General features: G+C 70.0%; 16 protein-coding genes. 10 read left to right on the top strand and 6 right to left on the bottom strand.

Annotated elements, in window-relative coordinates:
• Nucleotides 1-4: 4 nt before the first annotated feature.
• The 5 genes from ABZX61_RS08445 to ABZX61_RS08425 form a co-directional block, all read right to left on the bottom strand.
• Nucleotides 5-847 carry an SDR family oxidoreductase gene (locus ABZX61_RS08445; RefSeq protein WP_355192643.1) on the bottom strand — a complete coding sequence of 281 codons (843 nt, stop codon included), beginning with the start codon at nucleotides 845-847 and terminating at the stop codon, nucleotides 5-7.
• Nucleotides 844-1,044, bottom strand: coding sequence for a ferredoxin (locus ABZX61_RS08440; protein WP_350735137.1), 201 nt, complete (start codon nucleotides 1,042-1,044; stop codon nucleotides 844-846). The genes ABZX61_RS08445 and ABZX61_RS08440 overlap by 4 nt, the downstream gene beginning before the upstream one ends.
• A 141-nt stretch (nucleotides 1,045-1,185) precedes the next feature.
• Entirely contained in the window at nucleotides 1,186-1,917 is a 732-nt protein-coding gene (locus tag ABZX61_RS08435) for a sulfotransferase family protein (RefSeq protein WP_355192641.1), read from the bottom strand.
• Nucleotides 1,914-2,897, bottom strand: coding sequence for an aldo/keto reductase (locus ABZX61_RS08430; RefSeq protein ID WP_355192639.1), 984 nt, complete (start codon nucleotides 2,895-2,897; stop codon nucleotides 1,914-1,916). Before ABZX61_RS08430 ends, ABZX61_RS08435 begins: the two co-directional genes overlap by 4 nt.
• A gap of 33 nt (nucleotides 2,898-2,930) precedes the next feature.
• On the bottom strand, nucleotides 2,931-4,076 hold the full coding sequence (locus tag ABZX61_RS08425; RefSeq protein ID WP_355192637.1) for an argininosuccinate synthase domain-containing protein: 1,146 nt from the start codon (nucleotides 4,074-4,076) through the stop codon (nucleotides 2,931-2,933).
• An 811-nt stretch (nucleotides 4,077-4,887) separates the two neighbouring features.
• Here ABZX61_RS08425 and ABZX61_RS08420 point away from each other — a divergent pair.
• Genes ABZX61_RS08420 through ABZX61_RS08380 form a run of 9 tightly spaced genes read left to right on the top strand, consistent with a single transcriptional unit; the run spans nucleotide 4,888 to nucleotide 17,696 of the window.
• Nucleotides 4,888-7,971, top strand: coding sequence for an amino acid adenylation domain-containing protein (locus ABZX61_RS08420; protein WP_355192635.1), 3,084 nt, complete (start codon nucleotides 4,888-4,890; stop codon nucleotides 7,969-7,971).
• A 4-nt stretch (nucleotides 7,972-7,975) separates the two neighbouring features.
• Entirely contained in the window at nucleotides 7,976-8,152 is a 177-nt protein-coding gene (locus ABZX61_RS08415; RefSeq protein WP_350734967.1) for an MbtH family NRPS accessory protein, read from the top strand.
• Between the two features lie 17 nt (nucleotides 8,153-8,169).
• Nucleotides 8,170-11,463 (top strand): amino acid adenylation domain-containing protein, encoded by a 3,294-nt coding sequence (locus tag ABZX61_RS08410; protein WP_355192632.1) that lies wholly within the window; start codon nucleotides 8,170-8,172, stop codon nucleotides 11,461-11,463.
• Nucleotides 11,463-12,260, top strand: a complete 798-nt coding sequence (locus tag ABZX61_RS08405) for an alpha/beta fold hydrolase (protein ID WP_355192630.1) — start codon at nucleotides 11,463-11,465, stop codon at nucleotides 12,258-12,260. The genes ABZX61_RS08410 and ABZX61_RS08405 overlap by 1 nt, the downstream gene beginning before the upstream one ends.
• Nucleotides 12,257-13,393 carry an acyl-CoA dehydrogenase family protein gene (locus tag ABZX61_RS08400; protein ID WP_355192628.1) on the top strand — a complete coding sequence of 379 codons (1,137 nt, stop codon included), beginning with the start codon at nucleotides 12,257-12,259 and terminating at the stop codon, nucleotides 13,391-13,393. The genes ABZX61_RS08405 and ABZX61_RS08400 overlap by 4 nt, the downstream gene beginning before the upstream one ends.
• Nucleotides 13,390-14,340 carry an acyl-CoA dehydrogenase family protein gene (locus ABZX61_RS08395; RefSeq protein ID WP_355192626.1) on the top strand — a complete coding sequence of 317 codons (951 nt, stop codon included), beginning with the start codon at nucleotides 13,390-13,392 and terminating at the stop codon, nucleotides 14,338-14,340. The genes ABZX61_RS08400 and ABZX61_RS08395 overlap by 4 nt, the downstream gene beginning before the upstream one ends.
• 51 nt (nucleotides 14,341-14,391) lie before the next feature.
• On the top strand, nucleotides 14,392-15,606 hold the full coding sequence (locus ABZX61_RS08390; protein WP_355192624.1) for an aspartate kinase: 1,215 nt from the start codon (nucleotides 14,392-14,394) through the stop codon (nucleotides 15,604-15,606).
• A gap of 1 nt (nucleotide 15,607) precedes the next feature.
• Entirely contained in the window at nucleotides 15,608-17,035 is a 1,428-nt protein-coding gene (locus tag ABZX61_RS08385) for an MFS transporter (protein WP_355192622.1), read from the top strand.
• Between the two features lie 55 nt (nucleotides 17,036-17,090).
• Nucleotides 17,091-17,696, top strand: a complete 606-nt coding sequence (locus tag ABZX61_RS08380; RefSeq protein WP_355192620.1) for a CGNR zinc finger domain-containing protein — start codon at nucleotides 17,091-17,093, stop codon at nucleotides 17,694-17,696.
• A gap of 12 nt (nucleotides 17,697-17,708) precedes the next feature.
• Here the strand turns inward: ABZX61_RS08380 and ABZX61_RS08375 are convergent, their stop codons facing one another.
• Nucleotides 17,709-18,287: a GNAT family N-acetyltransferase gene (locus ABZX61_RS08375; RefSeq protein ID WP_355192618.1), complete on the bottom strand. Its 579-nt coding sequence runs from the start codon at nucleotides 18,285-18,287 to the stop codon at nucleotides 17,709-17,711.
• A 174-nt stretch (nucleotides 18,288-18,461) separates the two neighbouring features.
• Here ABZX61_RS08375 and cysD point away from each other — a divergent pair, with 174 nt between their 5' ends.
• Nucleotides 18,462-19,352: a sulfate adenylyltransferase subunit CysD gene (gene cysD, locus ABZX61_RS08370; protein WP_350734951.1), complete on the top strand. Its 891-nt coding sequence runs from the start codon at nucleotides 18,462-18,464 to the stop codon at nucleotides 19,350-19,352.
• The last annotated feature ends 6 nt before the right edge of the window (nucleotides 19,353-19,358 follow it).

Raw genomic sequence — 19,358 nt, 5'->3', positions numbered from 1 at the left:
AGCGTCACCCCGTCGGCGAGAGCGGGCCCGGGCGCCGGTGCCAGCGCAGCCAGGCGGCCTGGCCGCCGTCGATGAGGATGTCGGTGCCGGTGATGTAGAGCGATCCCGGCCCGGTCAGGAACGCCACCACTTCGGCGATCTCGGCGGGCGTACCGGTCCGGTCGGCGCCGCAGGCGTCCAGCATCGCCATCATGTGGTGGCCGGCGGAGGACTCCGCTTCGGACCTGGCCATCGCGGTGGAGATCACCCCGGGGCTGACCGTGTTGACGCGGGCGCCGCGCCGGTTCCACGCCAGGGCCGCGGCCTGGGCGCGGACCTGGTTGCCGCGTTTGGCGAGGATGTACGCGGCCGTCGCGTCCTCCCCCACCGTGGCGATCACGTCGAGGGAGAGCAGGTCGCCGGTGGGCGCGGTGGCGAGGGCCCGCTCGTCCTCGTGGCTCAGGCTCGCGTAGTGGCCCGCCATGCTGGCCACGCAGACCAGCGAGGTCCCCCTCGTGGCCACCGTCTCGAACGCGTCGATGACGTGCGCGGTGCCGGCCAGGTCGACCTGCATGATCTTCTGTACCGTCGAGGTGGCCGCGGAGACGCCGGCGGTGTGGACGACCGCGGCGACGCGTCCCTCGGCGGCCGCCGCGGCGGCGAGCTCGGTCACCGATCGGGCGTCGGAGACGTCGGTGAGGTGCCCCTTGGCGTCGTACCCTTCGGCGCGCAGGGCGGCGACGGCCCGGTCCAGGGCGTCGGGGAAGGCGTCGGCCAGGATCAGCGTGCGGCCGCTGCCGATGCGACGGGTGACGGCCGTGCCCATGCCGCCGGCGCCGGTGACGACCACGACGTCGGGTTCGGTCATTGCTGCTCCACCAGGCGGATGGCGGCGGCCGGGCAGACGGCGGCCGCCTCGCGTACCTCGTCGTGATGCTCCGGTCCGGGCTCGGCGTCGAGGAGGACGGCGACGCCGTCGTCGTCGCGCTGGTCGAAGACGTCGGGGGCGACCATCGCGCACTGCCCGGCGGCCACGCACTTGGGCTCGTCGAACTCCACTCGCATGCTCATCCCCTCACCACGTCACCGGCAGCGACTTGAGACCGTACGCGACGCCTTCCATCGCGAACTCGACCTGCTCGAACGGCACCGCCAGCGCGAGGCTCGGCACGCGCCAAACGGATCACCGGCACGTGCCGGACGACGCTATCGGCGGGGACAGAGGCGGTGGCGGGCGAGCGCGTCGTAGAACGGTTGGTGGTGCTCGGCGATGCGGCGCAGGTGCTCGTTGGTGTCGGGCGTCTCGCGCCGCTCGGGCGCCTTGGCCACCAGCCCGCTGCTCTCGGCCACCTCGGCGTGCCACCGGTCCGTACGCTGCCAGTTCGCCTGTCGACCGGGATCCCAGCGCATCGCCTCGGGCATGAACTCGAGCCCGACCCGCTCGCAGTATGCCCGGACCGTCGCCTCCGGATCGGCCACGAGATCGTCGCCGTCGATCACCAGGGGGACCTCGCCGGTGGCCGACCGCACGGCGTCGAAGATGGCGTGCAGGTATTCGAACCCGTACTCGTCCTGGGTGGCCTCGGGGTTGATGGCGTAGTGCGAGGCTATCGCGCTCCGCGGCTCCCGGATCATGAACGTGTTGATGACCTCGCTGAACAGGCGCCCGTCTTCGAGCAGCGGCGCGTACGTGTAGTCGGAGGTGTCCTTGGCGAACACCCGGCGCCCGCCGGCGTTGACCTCGAGCATCGCGTCGAGCAGCTCGACCGCCGACGTGACGCGCCGGCCCGTGAGCTCGAAGTGGCCGTCCACCTGCAGGTACGAGAACGGCTCGTGGACCACCTCGAGATCGCCGCGCTCGAGCATGATGCGCAGGAACGCGGTGGAGCGCGATCGGGGCACGGCCCACAGCAGGATGGGCTTCGGCGCGGCGCTCATTGCGACCACGCCGTGGGGCGGCGGTCCCAGCGGTGTTCGCGCAACTGCGCCATCAGCTCTTCGCTCAGTGGTTCGGCGTCGCTGGTGGCGATGTTGGTCCGTACGTGCTTGAGGTTGCGCATGCCGGGGATCACGGTGGCGACGTCGGGGTTCTGGAGGATGAAGCGCAGGGCGAGTTCGGGCATGGTCATGCCCTCGGGCACGATCCGCGCCAGCCGCTCGGCGCGCTCCACGCTCGCGACGAGGTTCTCGGGTACGAAGTAGGTGTTGCGCCAGTCGCCTTCGGGCCAGCGGGACTGGCGGGTGAGGGTGCCGGTGAGGGTGCCTTCGTCGAAGGGCACCCGTGCGATCACCGCGACGTCCAGCTCGCGGCATGCCGGGAACAGTTCGTCCTCGGGGGCCTGGTCGAAGATGTTGTAGATGACCTGCACCGCGTCGATCAGCCCGGTGTTCAGGGTCCGCAGGACGTTCCAGGGTTCCCATCGGTTGACGCTGATGCCGACGCCTTTGATCAGCCCGCGTTCCTTCATCTGGATGACGGCGTCCTGCCAGGCCGCGTCGTGCGCCCAGTCGTCCTCCCAGACATGGAACTGGAACAGGTCGACGGACGGCGTGCCCAGCGCTTCGAGGCTGCGGTGCAGGTATTCCCAAAGATGGTCCGGCGGGTACACCTCGGACAGTTTGGAGTCGCGGGTGGACGGCCAGGCGCGATCCTTCGGCGGGGGCTTGGTCGCGATGCGGAGGCGGCGGTCCGGGTGCCGCTTGACCAGCTGCCCGAGCATCCTTTCGCTGTGTCCGCGGCCGTAGATCCAGGCGGTGTCGAAGTAGTCGCACCCGAGCCGCACGGCTTCGTCCAGCGCGGTGTCGCCGGTCCCGTCGCCGGCGCCGGTCCATCCGCCCTCGCCACCGGCTATGCCCCACATCCCGTAACCCACGTCGCCGACCATCCAGCCCAACCGGCCGAATCGACGCTCACGCATCACTTCCTCCTTTCGCGCCTGAACGGCGACTTCCTAGCTCCAGCGGTTGCCGCCCGAGCCGAACCGCGTCTGCTGCACCACAGGGCCGGCGGCCTTCATCCGCTCGACCTGGACGAGGCCCCGGTGGACGGACAGGGTCACGCTGCCGCCGATCTCGCCGACGAGCCGGTCGATCCCTTCTCGCGCGGCATGCGCGGCGGGCTCGAGCCAGCGCGCCTCATACATGGCGGCGCCCAGAACGGCGGCCAGCCGATCGTAGAGTTCGCGGCCCGCCGCATCGAGGCTGGCCTGCAGGATGCGGGTCCACGCGCGTTCGAGCAGTTCCAGGCCGGGCGCCTCGTAGATGCCCCGGCAGACCGTGCCGATGATGCGCCGCTCGACCACGTCGCGGAGCCAGATACCGTGCCGCGCGCCGATCTCGTTGGCCAGCGTCATCCACTCGACCGGGTCGGGGCCGCTGCCGTTGACGTCGGCGACCCGTCCGTCGAGGAAGGTGACCGTGACGGTCTCGGGCTCGGCCGGGCTCTGCCCGGGCCAGTTGCTCCACCTCGGCTGGAGCCGGGTGACCGGCGTCTCGAGGTCTTCCAGCTCGGCCGACTCGTGCGAGATGCCGGCGAGGTTGGCATCGGTGGACCGCTCGGCGCCGCTGCCCGGGTCGAGATGCAGCCCGTGCTCGGCGACGGCCGCGAGCATGACCTCGCGATCGGGGAACCGTTCGAGCGCCTGCGGATCCGTCCACGGCTCGATGAGGGACAGCTCCGGTGCGACCTGGGCGCCGTAGCGCGCGAAGCGGCGCTGGTCGTTGCCCCCGCCGACGCAGCCGTGCGTGAACGTCCGGCATCCGTCGGCCCGCATCCGCGGCGTGAGCTCGCTGACGAGCACGAAGCGCGCCGCACCGGTCGTGTTCCAGTAGCCGCCGTCGTGGCGGGCCCGATACCGCAGCAGATCCGACGCCACGGCGGCGATCGATGATCGTAGATCCAGGACGACTACATCGTCCCCGGATCTTCGCAGCGAAGAGGCCAGCGCGTCCATCTCCGCGCGCTCCGATTGACCAATGTCGGCGATATAGTGCCTCGTCGGAGTGGACCGTTCGTGAAGCCAGACTCCGACGGCGAGGGCGGAAAGTCCGCCCGATTGGAATAATCCGACGCGGGCGTTGCCATTGGCCTGCCGCACAGCCTTCCCCTTACGGTGGTGGACGGGGGCGATGTCAGCACTCTATACGCCGACCGCCACCGACCCTACCCACGGACCGCGCGCATTCACACCCGGCACGCCAATGATCTAGAAATTGACCTGTCATACCGATGCGGCCAGCGGATATGTCCTCGAAGAATGTCCTTCGAGTTGACCAGCCCGTCGCGGAGAACGCTTCCGTGGATTGGCGGGCGCCGGCCCGGGTAAGGCCGGGTATGCCTCTCGGGCAATCTCTCATTTGCGCAGGCCATAACACCCTGCGCGGCGGGTTGCGCCGGCCGTGGCGGTGCCCGGGGTTGCGAATCCTCGCCACGTGTTCCAGTATGAGCAGTAACCCATTAGCTGCCAAATACCGGTTACCCACGTCCGGTGGAGGGAGGAACGCGTGTTCACTCAGCTTCACGATTCTCCAGCTCATCCCCCATGTTTCGGCACGTTGTCGCGCTGATCGCGGAGGAGCCGCCGCTTTTCCGGAGCCATCACCGGAAGGCGTGACGGCGCCGGTGCAGTACGGGCCGCGGACCGCCGCGCGCGTCGCCACGGCCGAGCCGGCCGGTTCCGACGCCCGATCAGCCGGCCGATGCCGGCGAAGCCGCTGACGCGGTAATGCGCCGACATATCAGCGCGCATTCGCCGGGGTCTGGCAATTCGCGTGATACGTAGCCACCTATTAACGGCCGCCGAAAAGACCTCCGAGGGCCGGCCCTGGCTACCTGAAACTCACAGACCTGAATAGTGACCGATCTGCCTGACCCGAGGATCTGTTGCCGGTCGCGACTATGGGAGCACGATGCCACGCCATCAGCAGACGCACCTGAGCGAACAAGCCCTGACCGCCATTCACTTATCCCTGGGACCGCGGAATGCGTTCCCCCGGCAAAGCACGGTCCTAGACCTGTTCCGCGTACAAAAAGAGAACGCGCCGGACCGTCCCGCCGTCCGCTACCGGGACACCACGATGAGCTATGCCGATCTCGATGCCGCGGCCGACGTCACGGCCAATCGACTGATCCGCAACGGCGTTCCGGCCCGGCAATTGATACCCGTGCTGGCCGCGGACGGGCCCGAATTCCCGATCTCGCTCTTCGGGGTGCTGAAAACAGGCTCGGCCTTCGTGCCGCTGGATCCGGCCTGGCCGATCGACCGGCTCAACGCGATCATGGCCGAGCTGTCGCCGCCCGCCGTCGTGGCGTCGCCGGCGACTGTCGAGACCGTCGCCGAACTGAACTCGTCCCTCCCGACGGTGATCGTCGACTGCGCGGAGCGGCCGTACGATCCGGCTGACCGCACACCCCCGCCGGCCGGCCGTGAACCTCGACCCGAAGACCTGATTTACGGGTTCTACACCTCCGGCTCCACCGGCACGCCCAAATGCGCGCTCAACCACCACCGCGGCCTGGTCAACAGGTTGACCACGATGTCGCGCCGGTTCGGTGACGGGGCCGATCACGTGACGCTGCAGAACAGCCGGTCCACGTTCGACTCCTCGATGTGGCAGGTGTTGTGGCCGCTGGTGTCCGGTGGGCAGGTCGTGCTGCCGCACCGTGACGGGATCCTCGACCTTGAGGAGACCGCGATGACCATCGGCCGCCACGGCGTCACGATGACCGACTTCGTGCCGTCCGTGCTCGCGGCGTTCGTGTCGCTGCTGGAGGCGCGCGAGGACCTGCGGGAGGCGACGTCGAGCCTGCGGCGCATGCTGATCGGCGGGGAGGCGGCCGGCCCCGGCGTGGTGCACCGGCTGCGCGCGCTGCTGCCCGAGCTCAAGGTCACCAACACGTTCGGGCCGACGGAGTGTTCGATCGGGTCGGTGTTCCACGAGGTCACGGACGCCGACGTGGACCGGATCCCCCTCGGTCGCGCCATCGACAACACCGCCGCGATCGTGCTCGACGACGACCTCAGGCCCGTCCCCGTGAACACGCCCGGCGAGCTGTACCTCGGCGGTGAGTGCATCGGCGCGGGCTACCTCGACGATCCAGAGCGCACCGCGCGGGTGTTCGTGGCCAACCCGTTCCCCCAGATCCCGGGCGAGAAGCTCTACCGGACAGGTGACCTGGCCCGGGTCGGCGAGGACGGGCTGCTGTACTTCATCGGCCGGCTCGACGAGCAGGTCAAGCTCGGCGGGGTGCGGGTGGAGCTCGGCGACGTCGCATCGGCCCTGGCCGAGCATCCGCTCGTGGGCAGCGCGGTCGCGGTCGTGCTCGGGGAAGCGCCCCGATCCACTCTGGTCTGCTGCGTCACGCCGCGCTCGCCGGACGACTCGCCGTCCGCGGAGGAGCTTCGCGGGTACGCGGCGGAGAAGCTGCCAGCCGAGCAGGTCCCTCATAAAGTCGTGGTGCTGGAAGCGCTTCCACTCAACCGCAACGGCAAAGCGGACCGCAAGGCACTGGCCGCGCTCATCGTGGCCGAGTCCGCGTGGCAGGCGGACCCGGAAGAGCACGTCGAGCCGCCGGCCAACCCGATGGAGGAGCTGGTCTGCTCGGCGTGGCGCGAAGTCCTCGAGCAAGAACAGGTCTCGGTGGCCGTCCCGTTCTCCGACTACGGGGGCACCTCGCTGATCGCCTACCGGCTCACCGCCGCGGTCAGCCGGCGGCTGGGCAGGCCGGTGCGTCCCAGGGATCTGCTCGTCGCCTCGACCGTGCGCGCGCAGGCGGCGCGGCTGACCAAGGGCATCGACGACGACAGCGCCGAACTGGCCTACATCAAGCACGACCTGGCGTGGCGCCCGCCGCAGACGCTGCTGCTCACCGGCGCGACCGGGTTCGTCGGGGCGCACATCTTCGCCGAGTTGCTGATGCACTCCAATGCCGAGCTGATCTGCCTGCTGCGGTGCTCCGACCCCCCTGACGGCGCCCGGCGGCTGACCGAGGTCCTCGATCAGTACGGGCTGACCTCCGCCTGGCAGCTGCTCCCCATGGCGCTCAAGACCGGACGCGTCGAGGTCGTCCCCGGCGACCTGGGCAGCGAGCTGCTCGGCCTGCCGCAGCGGCGATTCGACGCGATCGCGTCGGCCGTGTCCGGTGTCGTCAACGCCGCGGGCGCGGTGAACTTCCTGTCCGGCTATCTGGACCACCGCCCGGCCAACGTGCTCGGCGTGCAGGAGCTCATCAAACTCGCCTCAGGCGGCGCCCGCGTGCACGCCCTGTCCACCCTGAGCATCTTCCCGCCCGCCGGGAGGGCCGCCCCGCGCATCACCGAGGACCAGATCCCGGAGACGGACCAGGTCGCCGCGGACGGCTACAACAGATCGAAGTACGTCGCGGAGAGCCTGCTCGCCGACGCGCACCGGCAGGGCGTCAGCTCGGTGGTGTACCGCCTCGGCGAGATCTGGCCGCACCAGGCGATAGGCGTGGCCAACCCGGATTCGCTGGCACACAACCTGTTGTACGCGTGCGCGCGCACCGGATGCGTGTTCCCGACCGAAGCAGAGACCGACGTGACGCCGGTGGACGTCGTCGGCCAGTTCGTGGCACGCGCCGCGACCGGCGACATCAAGGTGCCCGACGGCGCGATGCACGTGCTGTGGCCGGCGAGGCTGCGCTTCGCCGAGGCGTTCGGCGCGCTCGCCGACCGGTGCGGGCTCGACCGGGTCGGCTACGCGCAGTTTCACGATCGCCTGGAGGCCGTCGCCGAGCCCGACGAGAGGCTCGCCGGGCTGCGCCTGCTGCTGCCGCCCCCGGCCGGCGACTGTGACGCGGCGCCGGTCGAGTTCGACCAGCTGTTCACCGACAGCTCCCGGCACTTCGACGCCCGGCGGTTCAGCCGGCACGCGGTCTCGCTGGCGCGGCCGACGGCGGACGGGCTCAGGACGCTCGATCGCTACCTCAGCGAGCTGACCGACATTCCCGCCTTCGTACCTCAAGAAAGGTAAGCGAATGGAAGAGAAATTCGTCGTGGTGATCAACCACGAGGACCAGTACTCGATCTGGCCCGCCGGCCGGGAGATTCCGACCGGCTGGCGCGAGGCCGGAGCCGAGGGCGGCAAGAGCGATTGCCTGGCCCACATCGCGCAGGTGTGGACCGATCTGCGCCCGCTGAGCGTGCGACGGTGAAGGAGGAACCCGAGATCATGTCTGCCCCGAAGGAACGCAACGTCGCCGACATCAGGCGCGCGTTGCTGGAGATGAAGGTCCGCCAGCGCGTGGCGGAGAAGGCCGAGCGGGAGCGGATCGTCGCCGTCCCGCGTACGGGCAAGATGGCCATCGCCGAGCAGCAGCGGTTCCTGTGGTTCCTGCACCAGATGGTCGCGGGCGCGCCGGTCTACAACGTGCCGTTCGCGATGCGCGTGCGCGGGCCGCTCGACGTGGCCGCCCTCTCCGAGGCGCTGCGCGGGATAGTCGCGCGGCACGAGAGCCTGCGCACCCGGTTCGGCGACGAGCACGGCGTGCCCTTCCAGACCGTCGATCCGCCGCCCGAGACGTGGGACCTGCCGGTGACCGACGGGACCGAGGAGTCCGTCCAGGACTGGATCGACGGGCAGGTGCGCGAGGAGTTCGACCTGCGCAACAGCCCGCCGTACCGGTTCGCCCTGCTGCGCCTGGGCCCTGAGGACCACGTGCTGTCCATCGTCTGGCATCACATCGTCATCGACGGATGGTCCTCGCGCCAGTTCGCCGAGGAGCTGACGGCCCGCTACGCGGATCCGCAGGGCGCGGAGTTCCCCGAGCTGACCCTTCAGCCCGCCGACTTCGCGGCGTGGCAGCGGCTCTGGCTGCTCAGCGAGGAGCCGGCCAAGCAGGTCGAGTACTGGCACTCCGCAGTGGACGGGATGGAACCGCTGGAGTGGCGTACCGACCGGCAGCGCCCGTCGGCACCCACCGGCGCCGGCCGTATCTACGAGACCCGCCTGCCCGACGACCTCGCACGCGGGATCCGCAATCTGGCCAAGGCCGAGGGCGTCTCCCTGCTCGCCCTGACGATGGCCGGATACCAGGTCCTGGTGAACCGCTACACCGGCCAGCAGGACATCGCGCTCGGCTCGGTCCTTTCCGGGCGGACGCGCTCGGAGATCGAACCCATGATGGGGTTCTTCGCCAACACGGTGGTGGTCCGCGGCGATCTCGAGGGCAACCCCGTGTTCCGCGACCTGGTGCACGCCGCCAACGACAACATCCTCGAGGCGATGGCCCACCAGGACGTGCCGTTCGGCCGCCTGGTGGAGGAGCTCAAACCGGAGCGGCTGCCGGGGCGGAATCCGCTGGTCGCGCACCTGTTCACGCTGCTGCCCGAGCCGATGATCGCGCGCTGGCGCCTGCCCGGCGTAGAGGTCGAGATGCTGACCCCGCAGCCGGAGACGACCCGGTTCGACATCACGTTCCAGATCAACGACCTGCCGGACGGCGGCTTGGGCGTGTGGATCGAGTACTCCTCCGAGCTGTTCGACCACGAGCGCATCGAGCGGCTGGTGGAACACTTCGCCACGGTCATGTCCGACGCTCTGTCCAGGCCGGACGCCCGGGTGGACGCGCTGGACATCATGCCCAGCAGCGAATATCTGCGCGTACTCACCGAATGGAATCCCCCGCCCGGCGAGCACGACGAGCGCCTGCTTCATGAGCTGTTCGCGGCGCGTGTGACCGAGACGCCCGACGCGGTCGCGATGCGTTTCGGGGACGAGGACCTGACCTACGCGCAGCTGGACGAGCGGTCCAGCCGGCTGGCGCACGCGCTCGTCGAGGAGTTCAAGGTGACGCCCGGGCGCGTGGTCGGGGTACTGCTCGATCGCGGCTTCGATCTGCCGGCCGCCGAACTCGGCGTGCTCAAGGCGGGCGGGGCGTGGCTGCCGCTCGACCCGCAGTATCCGCCGGAGCGGCTGGCCTACCAGCTCGGCGACGCCGACGTGGCGGCGGTGGTGACGACGTCGGATCTCGCCGACCGGGTGCCCGCGGACGTGGGGCGGATCCTGCTGGACACGGACGCGCTCGACGGGCGGCCGGCATCGCCGCCTTCGGTGCACGTGGCGCGGGAGGACACGGCGTACGTCATCTACACCTCGGGCTCGACCGGCACCCCCAAGGGGGTCATGGTCCCCCACCGGGCGGTGGTGAACTTCTGCACCACCTTCCGGCGGATGTTCTCGGTGACGCCGGACGACCGGATCCTGCAGTTCTCCAACCCCGCCTTCGACGTGAGCGTGTCGGACGTGTTCTCGACGCTGACCGCCGGCGGGACCATCGTCGGCGCGCCGCGCTCCGAACTGCTCGACCCCGAAGCGTTGCAGGGGCTGCTGGCCCGCGAGCGGGTGACGATGGTGGACATCCCGCCCGCCGTGCTGGGGCTGCTCGATCCGTCCGCTCTGGACGATCTCCGGGTGTGCTTCATCGGCATGGAGCCGTTCGGCCCCGATCTGGTCAATCGGTGGCGCAAGCCGGGGCGCGAGTTCCACAACGGATACGGGCCGACGGAGGTCACGGTCACGTGCGTGGACTACCTGTGCCCGCCGGAGCCGCTGGACGGGCCGCCGCCGATCGGCCGGGCGATGGCCAATCAGCGGGCCTACGTCCTGGACAAGGGGTTGCGGCCCGTGCCGGTCGGTGTTCCCGGGGAGCTGTTCATGGCGGGCGCCGGTCTGGCCATCGGCTATCTCGGCCGGCCCGACCAGACCGCCGAGAAGTTCCTGCCCGACCCGTTCGCCGTCACCCCGGGCGAGCGCATGTACGCCACCGGCGACCTGGTGCGCTGGAACGCCGACGGCGATCTGGAGTTCCTGGGCCGGGTCGACCGCCAGGTGAAGCTGCGCGGGCTGCGCGTGGAGCTCGGCGAGATCGAGCACGCCATCGAGAGCTTCGACGGCGTGCAGCAGTGCGTCGTGACGGTGCGCGACCCGGGCACGACGTCGGCCTGGCTGGCCGCGTACGTGGTCGGCGGGTTCGAGCCGGACGCGCTGCGCGAACACCTGGCCGGGCGGCTGCCCCTGCACATGGTGCCCACCGACTACGTACAGCTGGAGCAGCTCCCGCTGACCTCGACCGGAAAGGTGGACCACGCGCGGTTGCCCGATCCTCGCCCCGACGGCGAGGCGGGACAGGTCGAGCTGACCACCGAGACGCAGCGCCGGCTGGCCGAGATCTGGCAGGGCCTGCTGAGCCTCGACGCCGGCCGCATCGGAGCGCAGGACAACTTCTTCGTCCTCGGCGGCAACTCCCTGCAGGTGACGCAGATGATCTCGCGGGTGCGCGACACCTTCCAGGTGACGCTCGACCCGCGGCGGCTGTTCAGCTATCCACTGCTCAGCCAGTTCGCCACCCAGATCGACGATGCGCAGCGCGCGCTGCTGGGCGAGGACGAGGTGGCGCAGTTGGAGGCCCAGGTCGCCGACCTGCCCGAGGACGAGCTCGATCGGCTGCTGAAGGAGTCGGGCTGATGGCCGGTCCGCCTCCCTCCACGGTGGAGGAGAAACGGCACGCGCTGCTGCAACGGCGGTTACGGCACAAACGGGAGGAAGCCCTCGCTTCCGCCCCGCAGGAGGGGCGGACGATGTCCCCGCTGGTGCCGCTCAGCCCCGCGGGCGCGAAGCCACCGCTGTTCCTCGTGCACGCGGCGGGCGGATCGGTGGCGCCCTACGCCGCGCTGGCCGCGCTCCTGGGCGACGACCGGCCCATCTACGCGCTGGAGGATCCGGGGCTGCACGGCGGCACGATCGCGGAACGGCGGCTGCCCGGCCTCGCGGCCACCTATCTGGCCGCGGTCCGCGAGGTCCAGCCCGACGGGCCGCTGCACGTGGGCGGCTGGTCGGTCGGCGGGGCGGTGGCGCTCGAAATGGCGCGCCAGGACGGCGACGTCGCGCTGACGTTCGTGCTCGACACCGCCATCCCGGACGACGCGCCATCCCGTCCCGGCGACGACGAGCTGAGCGCGTGGTTCGCCGCCGACGTCGCGGCGATGGGCGCCGAGCCGGGCGAGGCCGAGCTGGCCGAGCGGTTCCCGGTGTTCGCCGCGAACGTGCGCGCGCTCCTGGCCTTCCGTCCGTCGCGGGTGGACAGCCGGGTGGTGCTGCTGTCCGCCGCGGACTCGGAGCCAGGACGGCTCGACCGATGGCGGGCCTACGCCGATGAGATCCAGGTGGTGCGGGGCGACCACTACACCATGCTGCAACCCCCACACATCGAAGCGCTGGCGGAAGCCATGCGCGACAGACTGAGCGAGGTGAGTGTCCGATGATGCCGGCCTTCACGCCGGAGCAGGACGGCTTCCGGGAAGAGGTCTGCAGGCTGCTGTGCGAGGACGCGGTACGCGCCGAGATCGCACAGTCCCGGCGGATGCCGTACGGACAGGAGAGCGGACTGCTCGACGTGCACCAGCGGCTGGGCAAGCTCGGCTGGCTCGCGGTCAACTGGCCCGAGCGTTACGGCGGAGCGGACGCCACGATCGTCGAGAAGGCGATCCTCACCGAGGAGATGATCCGCCACGGCGTGCCCGACAACGTGCACTCCCTGGGCATCGACATCGTCGGGATGGCCATCCACCTGTTCGGCACGCAGGAGCAGAAGGAACGGCTCCTGCCGGGCCTCGCGCGCGGCGAGATCACGGCCAACGTGCTGTTCAGCGAGCCGGAGGTCGGATCCGACCTGGCGTCGCTGGCCACGCGCGCCGAGCCGGACGGCGACGGCTGGCGCCTGTACGGCCGGAAGATCTACAACATGAAGGCGCAGCACAGTGATTTCGCGCTGTGCGCGGCCCGCACGTCGACCGGCCCGGTGAACTTCTTCGGGATCACGCTGTTCCTGGTCCCGCTGCAGAGCATGGGCGTGGTCATCGAGCCGGTGTGGAACCTGTCCGAGGAGCGGTTCGACCTGGTCACTCTCGACGGGATCCGGGTCAGGCGCGAGGACGTGCTCGGCGAGGTCGACGACGGGTGGCAGGTGCTCGGCAAGGTGCTTCCGCTGGAGCGCACCGGGCTGGACCACTCCGCCAAGGCGGAGCGCACGCTGGCCGCGCTGCGCGAGCACGCGCCGCCCGGGTGCGAGCAGCGGCTGGTGCAGTTGGAGACGCGGGTACGCGCGGCGCGGCTGCTGGCCTGGCGGTGCGTGGCCAACCTGCACGACGGGCGGCCCGACGAGGTGCACTCGGCGACCGCCAAGTGGTACACGTCGGAGACGGCCAAGGAAGTGTCGGTGGCGGCGGTCGAGCTGCTCGGGCCGCGGGCGCTGCTGGACGCACGCGATCCCGACGCGATCGCCGAGGGCGTCTTCGACGCCGCGCTCCGGGAGGCTCCGGGGCTCACGCTCGCCCAGGGTTCTTCGGAGATCATGCTGTTCTTTGTCGCCACATCGAAATTGGGGTTGCCGTCATGACCGCAGTGGAGACCACGGCGATCGCCGACTTCTTCGACGAGGATCTGGCGCCGCTGGTGCGGCGGATGGCCGATCGGCCGCGCGCCGAGGGCGGAGGCGACGACAGTCGCGAGATCCGCGCGATGGTGTGGGAGGGGCTGGTCGGGCTCGGCGCGCTCCGCGCCTCCGACACCGTACGGCTGGCCGAACTGCTCGGCTCGGTGCTGTATCAGGGGCCGCTGCTCGACACCCTCACCGCTCGGGAGCTGCTGCGGGACGACGACCTCGGCCAGGCGCCGGTGGCGCTGGCGGTCGCGGCCGAGCCGTGGTCCGATCAGGACGGGGCGATCTCCGCGCGGCGGGCCTTCGTCGGGTTCGCGGCGGAAGTGGACCACTTCGTCGTGGGCGGCGTCGACGACGTCGCCGGACTGCGCCTGGCGCTCGTACGGGCGGGCCATCCGTCCATCACGATGCGGCGGTACGAGGAGACGAGCCGCGGCGAGGCGTACGAGGTCGAGTTCGCGGGCACGCCCGTGGCCGCGCGGGCCGGCTCCGCCGCCGAGTGGGAGGCGGCGCTGGCCGGCGCGCGGGTGCGCCAGGCGGCGTACCTGGTGGGCCTTGCCCAGGCGGCGCTCGATCACGCCGTCGACCACGCCAAGACGCGCCGCCAGTTCGGCCAGCCCATCGGCAAGTTCCAGGGGCTGGCGTTCCGGCTCAGCGAGCTGTCGATGCACATCGACGCGACGCGCCTGCTGGTGCACGACCGCGACGCGGCCGCGCACGCGGCGGCCAACCTCGCGGCGGCCTCGGATCTGGCCCGCACCGTCACGACGCGGACCATGCAGATCCACGGTGCCGCCGGCATGCGGTCCGACAACGACGCGCAGTTGTACTACAGGCGGGCGGCGGCCGAATCGGTGCGGCTCGGCACGCCGTCCCAGCTGCGCCGCGAAAGCCGGAGGACGTGATGGCGGCGGCCGGGAGGCCTGCGGAAGACGACGTGGCGCAGGAGTAGACCGATGGACCTGGTGATACAGAAGTACGGCGGAACATCACTGGGTGACGTGAGCAAGATCAGTCACGCGGCGAAGCGCATAGCCGCCGCGGACGGGTCCGTGGTCGCCGTGGTCTCCGCGATGGGCAGCGCCACCGACACCATGCTCAACCTGGCGCGTAACCTCACGGCCACGCCACACGCCCGGGAGCTGGACCTCCTGCTCAGCACCGGTGAGCAGGCCTCCGCGGCCGCGCTCGCCCTGGCGCTGCACGAACTGGGCGTGCCTGCCCGGTCGTTCAGCGCGCGTGACGGCGGCATCATCACCGACGGAGTGCACGGCTGCGCACGCATCGTCAGCGTCGACCCGGTGCGGATCCGCGAATGCGTCGCGACCGGCCATGTCCCTGTGGTGACCGGTTTCCAGGGCATCGCCGCGGACAGCGGCGAGCTCACCACGCTGAGCCGAGGCGGCTCCGACACCACCGCCGTGGCCCTGGCCGCGGCGCTGCGGGCCGAGGCGTGCGAGATATTCACCGACGTCGAGGGCGTGTTCACCGCCGATCCGCGACTCATCGCCGACGCCCGCAAACTGGACCATCTCTCCTACGAGGACATGGCCGAGCTGGCCGCCGGCGGCGCCACGGTGCTGGCGCATTCCAGCGTGCAGTACGCCAGCACCCATCGCGTCCCCGTTCACGTCCGATCCAGCACGACCGAGACGGCCGGCACCTGGGTGACCGGCCTGCGCTCGGCCGCGCCGCTCGACGGCGAGCGGTTCACCGCCGTCGGCGTCGCCCACCGCACCGGTCAGCTCCGCTGCCGGCTCGACGGAGTCGACCCCATCGCCCTGACCGCGATCGCCGCCGCGCTGGCCGATCCGCTGCTGCACGTGGACCTGCTCGGCTTCGCCGACACCCCGTGTTCGCTGCGGTTCGTCGTGAACGCCGCCGACCGGGACCAGGTCGACGGGGTGCTCGCCGACCTGCGTGACGCCTTCACCGGGTGCCGCTGGTCCGGGCCTGTGGGGAAGGTGTCGTTGGTGGGCCGCGGGTTCCGTACCCGCCATCCCCAGGTGGGGCTCCTTCTCGACACGCTCAAGGCCCATGGCGTCGCGGTGCGGGACATGACCGTCCATGCCCGGCGGATCTCCATCACCTGCGCCGAGCACGACGTACTCGACGCGGTGACGCACCTTCACCGGATGTTCCTCGACCCGACTCCCGCGAAAGGGATGTGAAATGAGCGAAGCATCGTCGCACGCGACTGGAAGGGTGGAGAGCAGATTCCAGTCCCGGCAGTTCTGGCAGCTCACCGTCATCTGCGGCACCCAGTTCCTGGTCGCCCTTGACTATTCGATCATCAACGTCGCCGCCCCGAGCATTCGCGAGGGCATGGAATTCACCGGAGGCGGCCTCGCCTGGGTTCTTTCCGCCTATCCCCTCGCTTTCTGCGGCTTCCTCCTCCTCGGGGGGAGGATCGCCGATCTGTTCGGGAGAAAGCGGGTGTTCATCTGGAGCATGGCCGGCTTCGTTCTCGCTTCGCTCCTTGCGGGCCTCGCCTGGTCGCCGGCGGCTCTCATCGCGGGCCGCGCCTTGCAGGGGGTCGCCGCCGCGTTCATCGCTCCGGCGGGTCTGGGGCTGCTCCAGGCGGCCGTCCCGGAAGGAGCGCAACGCGAACGCGCTCTCGGCATCTACGGGTCGGCGCTGTCGGCGGGGTTCGTCTCCGGCATGGTGCTCGGGGGCGTTCTCACCGAGTACGCCGGTTGGCGGTCCGTCTTCCTGATCAACGTGCCCATCGTCCTGGTCGCCGGTCTGCTCGCGAGGGCCTATCTCGATGAGAGCCGGGATACGCACGCATCCCGCCATCTCGATCTCATCGGGGTCGCCTTGGCGACCACGGGCATGGTCGCGCTGGTGTTCGCCCTCACCGACGGGGAGAAGTACGGCTGGCTGTCGGCTCCGATCCTGCTCTCCGCCGGGATCGCGGTGCCTGCCGTGGCCCTGTTCGTCTGGGTGGAGTCGCGGAAGGACAGCGCCCTCGTGCCGATCTCCATCTTCCGCACCTCCGCCATCGGCGCGGCCAACCTGGTCAACGTCCTGCTGATCTGCTCCTACGGCGGAATGCTGTTCATTCTCACCCTCTACCTTCAGACGCATCTCGGCCTGGGCGCGCTCACGACCGGATTGACGTTCGCGGTCTCAGGCGCGATCGCGATCGTCACCGGAATCTACGCGGGCAAACTGGTCGAGCGCTTCGGGCTTTACCGCGTTCTCCTTTCCGGAATCGTCATCGAGACGTTCGGCATCCTGATCATGGTGGGCCTGCCGGAAGGTTACGGACTCGCTCTCGTCCTGATCGGCACCTCGGTGAACGCCTTCGGCCACATCCTCGCGCTGATCACGACCAGCATCGCCGGAACGAACGGCGCCGACGAGGGGCGGCGGGCCACGGCCGGCGCTCTGATCAACGTCTCCCAGCAGCTGGGGCTGGCCGTGGGCGTCGGAGTCGTGACATCGGTGGCGGCCCACTTCGCCAGGATCGCCGGTGGGACCGATGCCGTCCTCGCGGGCTGGCGCTGGTCTCTCTGGTGCTCGGTCGGGTTCGCGGTCGCGGCGGTCATCACGACCGTCCTTCTCCGGAGACGCTTCAAGGGAGAGGTCACGTAGATCGGGCTTCCGGTGCGCCCTGGCCTGCGAGCAAGAACCATATATACTCCTTATAATGGTTACTTTTGCTTCCAAGGCCCGGTCACCCTGGCAGGACGCCCACTTCATCGGCGGCCACCCGGTCCTGGACCTCACGAACACCGTCTTCGATCGCACACACCCGGCCGAGGACGGCGAGCTGCTGAAAGCACCCTCGGACGTCTTGACGTGGTGCGCGTCCGCGGGGCTGTTCGAGGAGGTGCCGTCCTTGACGGAGGCGTCCGCGAGCGGCCTCGTGCCGGAGGTTCAGACCGTTCGCGAACAGGCGTGGGCCGTGTTCAGCGCGGTCGCGCACGGCGAGGCGGTGCCGGCCGAACCTTTCGGCGCGCTTCTCGAACGGGCCGGTACGGGCGTGCGGGCCGAGCAGGTCCAGCAGATCGATGCCGCGCTCGACCGCTTCACCGTGGACTGGACGGCGTCGGGAGCGATCCCCGCGGCCTTGTCCTTGCTGGTGGTCCAGGCACTGTTCACCCTTCCGCGCGACCGGATCAGGGCCTGCGGGAGATGCGGTTGGCTGTTCCTGGATTCCTCGCGGGGTGGACGCCGCCGCTGGTGCAGCATGAACATCTGCGGCAATCGCGAGAAGGCGCGCCGCCACCGTCAGGGCCGAACGCACCACTGATCGCTTCTCGCCTCATCCGGCGGCGCGGAGCTTGCGCCGCATGATCGGCCGATCGCCACGCGGCCGGGCCACCTCGGAGAATCCGGCGCCGAGGAAGGCGCTGGCTATCCCGGTCATCGCCGTGTCCGCGCCCGCGCGTTTGCCGTCGCGAGGTTCGATCGGATAGCCCTCGGCGGTCGGGTAACCCGCGGAGGCCGCGTACTCGCAGACGGCTTCGAGAATGTTCGGCAGCAGCCCGGAGCCGCGATGCTTTCTCTGCACGAAGATGCACGTGATCGCGCAGACCGGCTCGTCGTCGATGCTCGCGAGCAGCGGCGAACGCTCAAGTCTCGGGAACGACGAACGCGGTCCGAGCGAGCACCATGCCACCGGCATGTCGTTCTCGTAGACGACGACGCCGGGCACCGGCTCGCGCTGGGCGAGACGCCTCATGGCCCGCTTGTTTCCCTCGCCCTTTCCTTCCGTCCACTCCGCGATGGACAGCCGCCAGTGCATGCACCAGCACCCGCGGGCACCTCCGTTCGTCCCGAGAACCGCCTCGAAGTCGTCCCAGGTCTTCTCGGACAGCTCTTTGACCGTCAGGGCATTCATCGCCGCACCGCCGATCTGGCTCGAATAACCGATATAGCGCTTTTATAGGTTACTATAGAAGAGCATGGCCGCGGGGATCAGGAGACCGATCCGCGGCCGCCCTTGAGGTCGCTCGACACCGCGACCGGCGGCCGGACCACCGAAGAACGGTTAGCGACGACGGAGGGCCGATACGTGGCCGAAGAAGACGTCCTGGACATGCTCGAAGCCGAGGCGATCCACGTGCTGCGCGAGGTCGCCGGGGCCTTTCGCCGGCCCGTGTTGCTGTATTCGATCGGCAAGGACTCCTCGGTGCTGCTGCACCTGGCGACCAAGGCGTTCGCGCCCGGCCGGATGCCGTTTCCCGTGCTGCACATCGACACCCGCTGGAAGTTCCGCGAGATGATCGCCTTCCGGGATGACACGGCCAGGCGGCTGGAGCTCGACCTGCGGGTGCACACCAACCCGGAGCGGGTCACGCCGTTCACCCACGGCGCGCACGAGTACACGCGGATCATGAAGACCGTCGCGCTGCGCCAGGCGCTCGACGACAGCGGGTTCGACGCGGCGATCGGCGGCGCGCGGCGCGACGAGGAGCGGTCGCGGGCGAAGGAAAGGATCTTCTCGCTGCGCGAGCCCGGCCACCGCTGGGAGCCGCGCTCGCAGCGTCCGGAGTTCTGGTGGTGGGCGAACACCGAGCTGGCCGACGGCCAGTCGATGCGGGTGTTCCCGCTGTCGAACTGGACGGAGCTGGACGTCTGGCGCTACATCAGGCGGGAGGGCATCCCCGTGGTGCCGCTGTACTTCAGCGCACCACGCCCGGTCGTCGAGCGGAACGGCTCGCTGATCATGGTGGACGACGAGCGCTTCCCGCTGTCGCCCGGCGAACGTCCGCTGCTGCGCCAGGTACGCTTCCGCACCCTCGGCTGCTACCCGCTGACCGCGGCCGTCGAGTCGAAGGCCGAGAACCTCGACGAGGTCATCGACGAGATGCGGCTCGACCGGAGGTCCGAACGCGCCGGCCGGCTCATCGACGGCGAGGGCGGCACATCCATAGAGAGCAAGAAGTCGGAGGGGTACTTCTGATGATTT

Origin of the sequence: Nonomuraea sp. NPDC003709 (assembly GCF_040610775.1) — a bacterium.
Taxonomy (GTDB): Bacteria; Actinomycetota; Actinomycetes; order Streptosporangiales; family Streptosporangiaceae; genus Nonomuraea; species Nonomuraea angiospora_A.
The sequence above is the reverse complement of the archived record's forward strand: the minus strand, read 5'-3'. Positions and strand labels throughout refer to the sequence as shown.

Bases quoted from the DNA above. Each gene is read 5' to 3' on its own strand.
- ABZX61_RS08415 (WP_350734967.1), top strand. From the start codon at position 7,976: ATGGAAGAGAAATTCGTCGTGGTGATCAACCACGAGGACCAGTACTCG.
- ABZX61_RS08395 (WP_355192626.1), top strand. From the start codon at position 13,390: ATGACCGCAGTGGAGACCACGGCGATCGCCGACTTCTTCGACGAGGAT.
- ABZX61_RS08440 (WP_350735137.1), bottom strand. From the start codon at position 1,044: ATGCGAGTGGAGTTCGACGAGCCCAAGTGCGTGGCCGCCGGGCAGTGC.
- ABZX61_RS08405 (WP_355192630.1), top strand. From the start codon at position 11,463: ATGGCCGGTCCGCCTCCCTCCACGGTGGAGGAGAAACGGCACGCGCTG.
- ABZX61_RS08400 (WP_355192628.1), top strand. From the start codon at position 12,257: ATGATGCCGGCCTTCACGCCGGAGCAGGACGGCTTCCGGGAAGAGGTC.
- ABZX61_RS08435 (WP_355192641.1), bottom strand. From the start codon at position 1,917: ATGAGCGCCGCGCCGAAGCCCATCCTGCTGTGGGCCGTGCCCCGATCG.
- ABZX61_RS08390 (WP_355192624.1), top strand. From the start codon at position 14,392: ATGGACCTGGTGATACAGAAGTACGGCGGAACATCACTGGGTGACGTG.
- ABZX61_RS08385 (WP_355192622.1), top strand. From the start codon at position 15,608: ATGAGCGAAGCATCGTCGCACGCGACTGGAAGGGTGGAGAGCAGATTC.
- ABZX61_RS08410 (WP_355192632.1), top strand. From the start codon at position 8,170: ATGTCTGCCCCGAAGGAACGCAACGTCGCCGACATCAGGCGCGCGTTG.
- ABZX61_RS08375 (WP_355192618.1), bottom strand. From the start codon at position 18,287: ATGAATGCCCTGACGGTCAAAGAGCTGTCCGAGAAGACCTGGGACGAC.
- ABZX61_RS08445 (WP_355192643.1), bottom strand. From the start codon at position 847: ATGACCGAACCCGACGTCGTGGTCGTCACCGGCGCCGGCGGCATGGGC.
- ABZX61_RS08380 (WP_355192620.1), top strand. From the start codon at position 17,091: ATGGTTACTTTTGCTTCCAAGGCCCGGTCACCCTGGCAGGACGCCCAC.
- ABZX61_RS08420 (WP_355192635.1), top strand. From the start codon at position 4,888: ATGCCACGCCATCAGCAGACGCACCTGAGCGAACAAGCCCTGACCGCC.
- ABZX61_RS08430 (WP_355192639.1), bottom strand. From the start codon at position 2,897: ATGCGTGAGCGTCGATTCGGCCGGTTGGGCTGGATGGTCGGCGACGTG.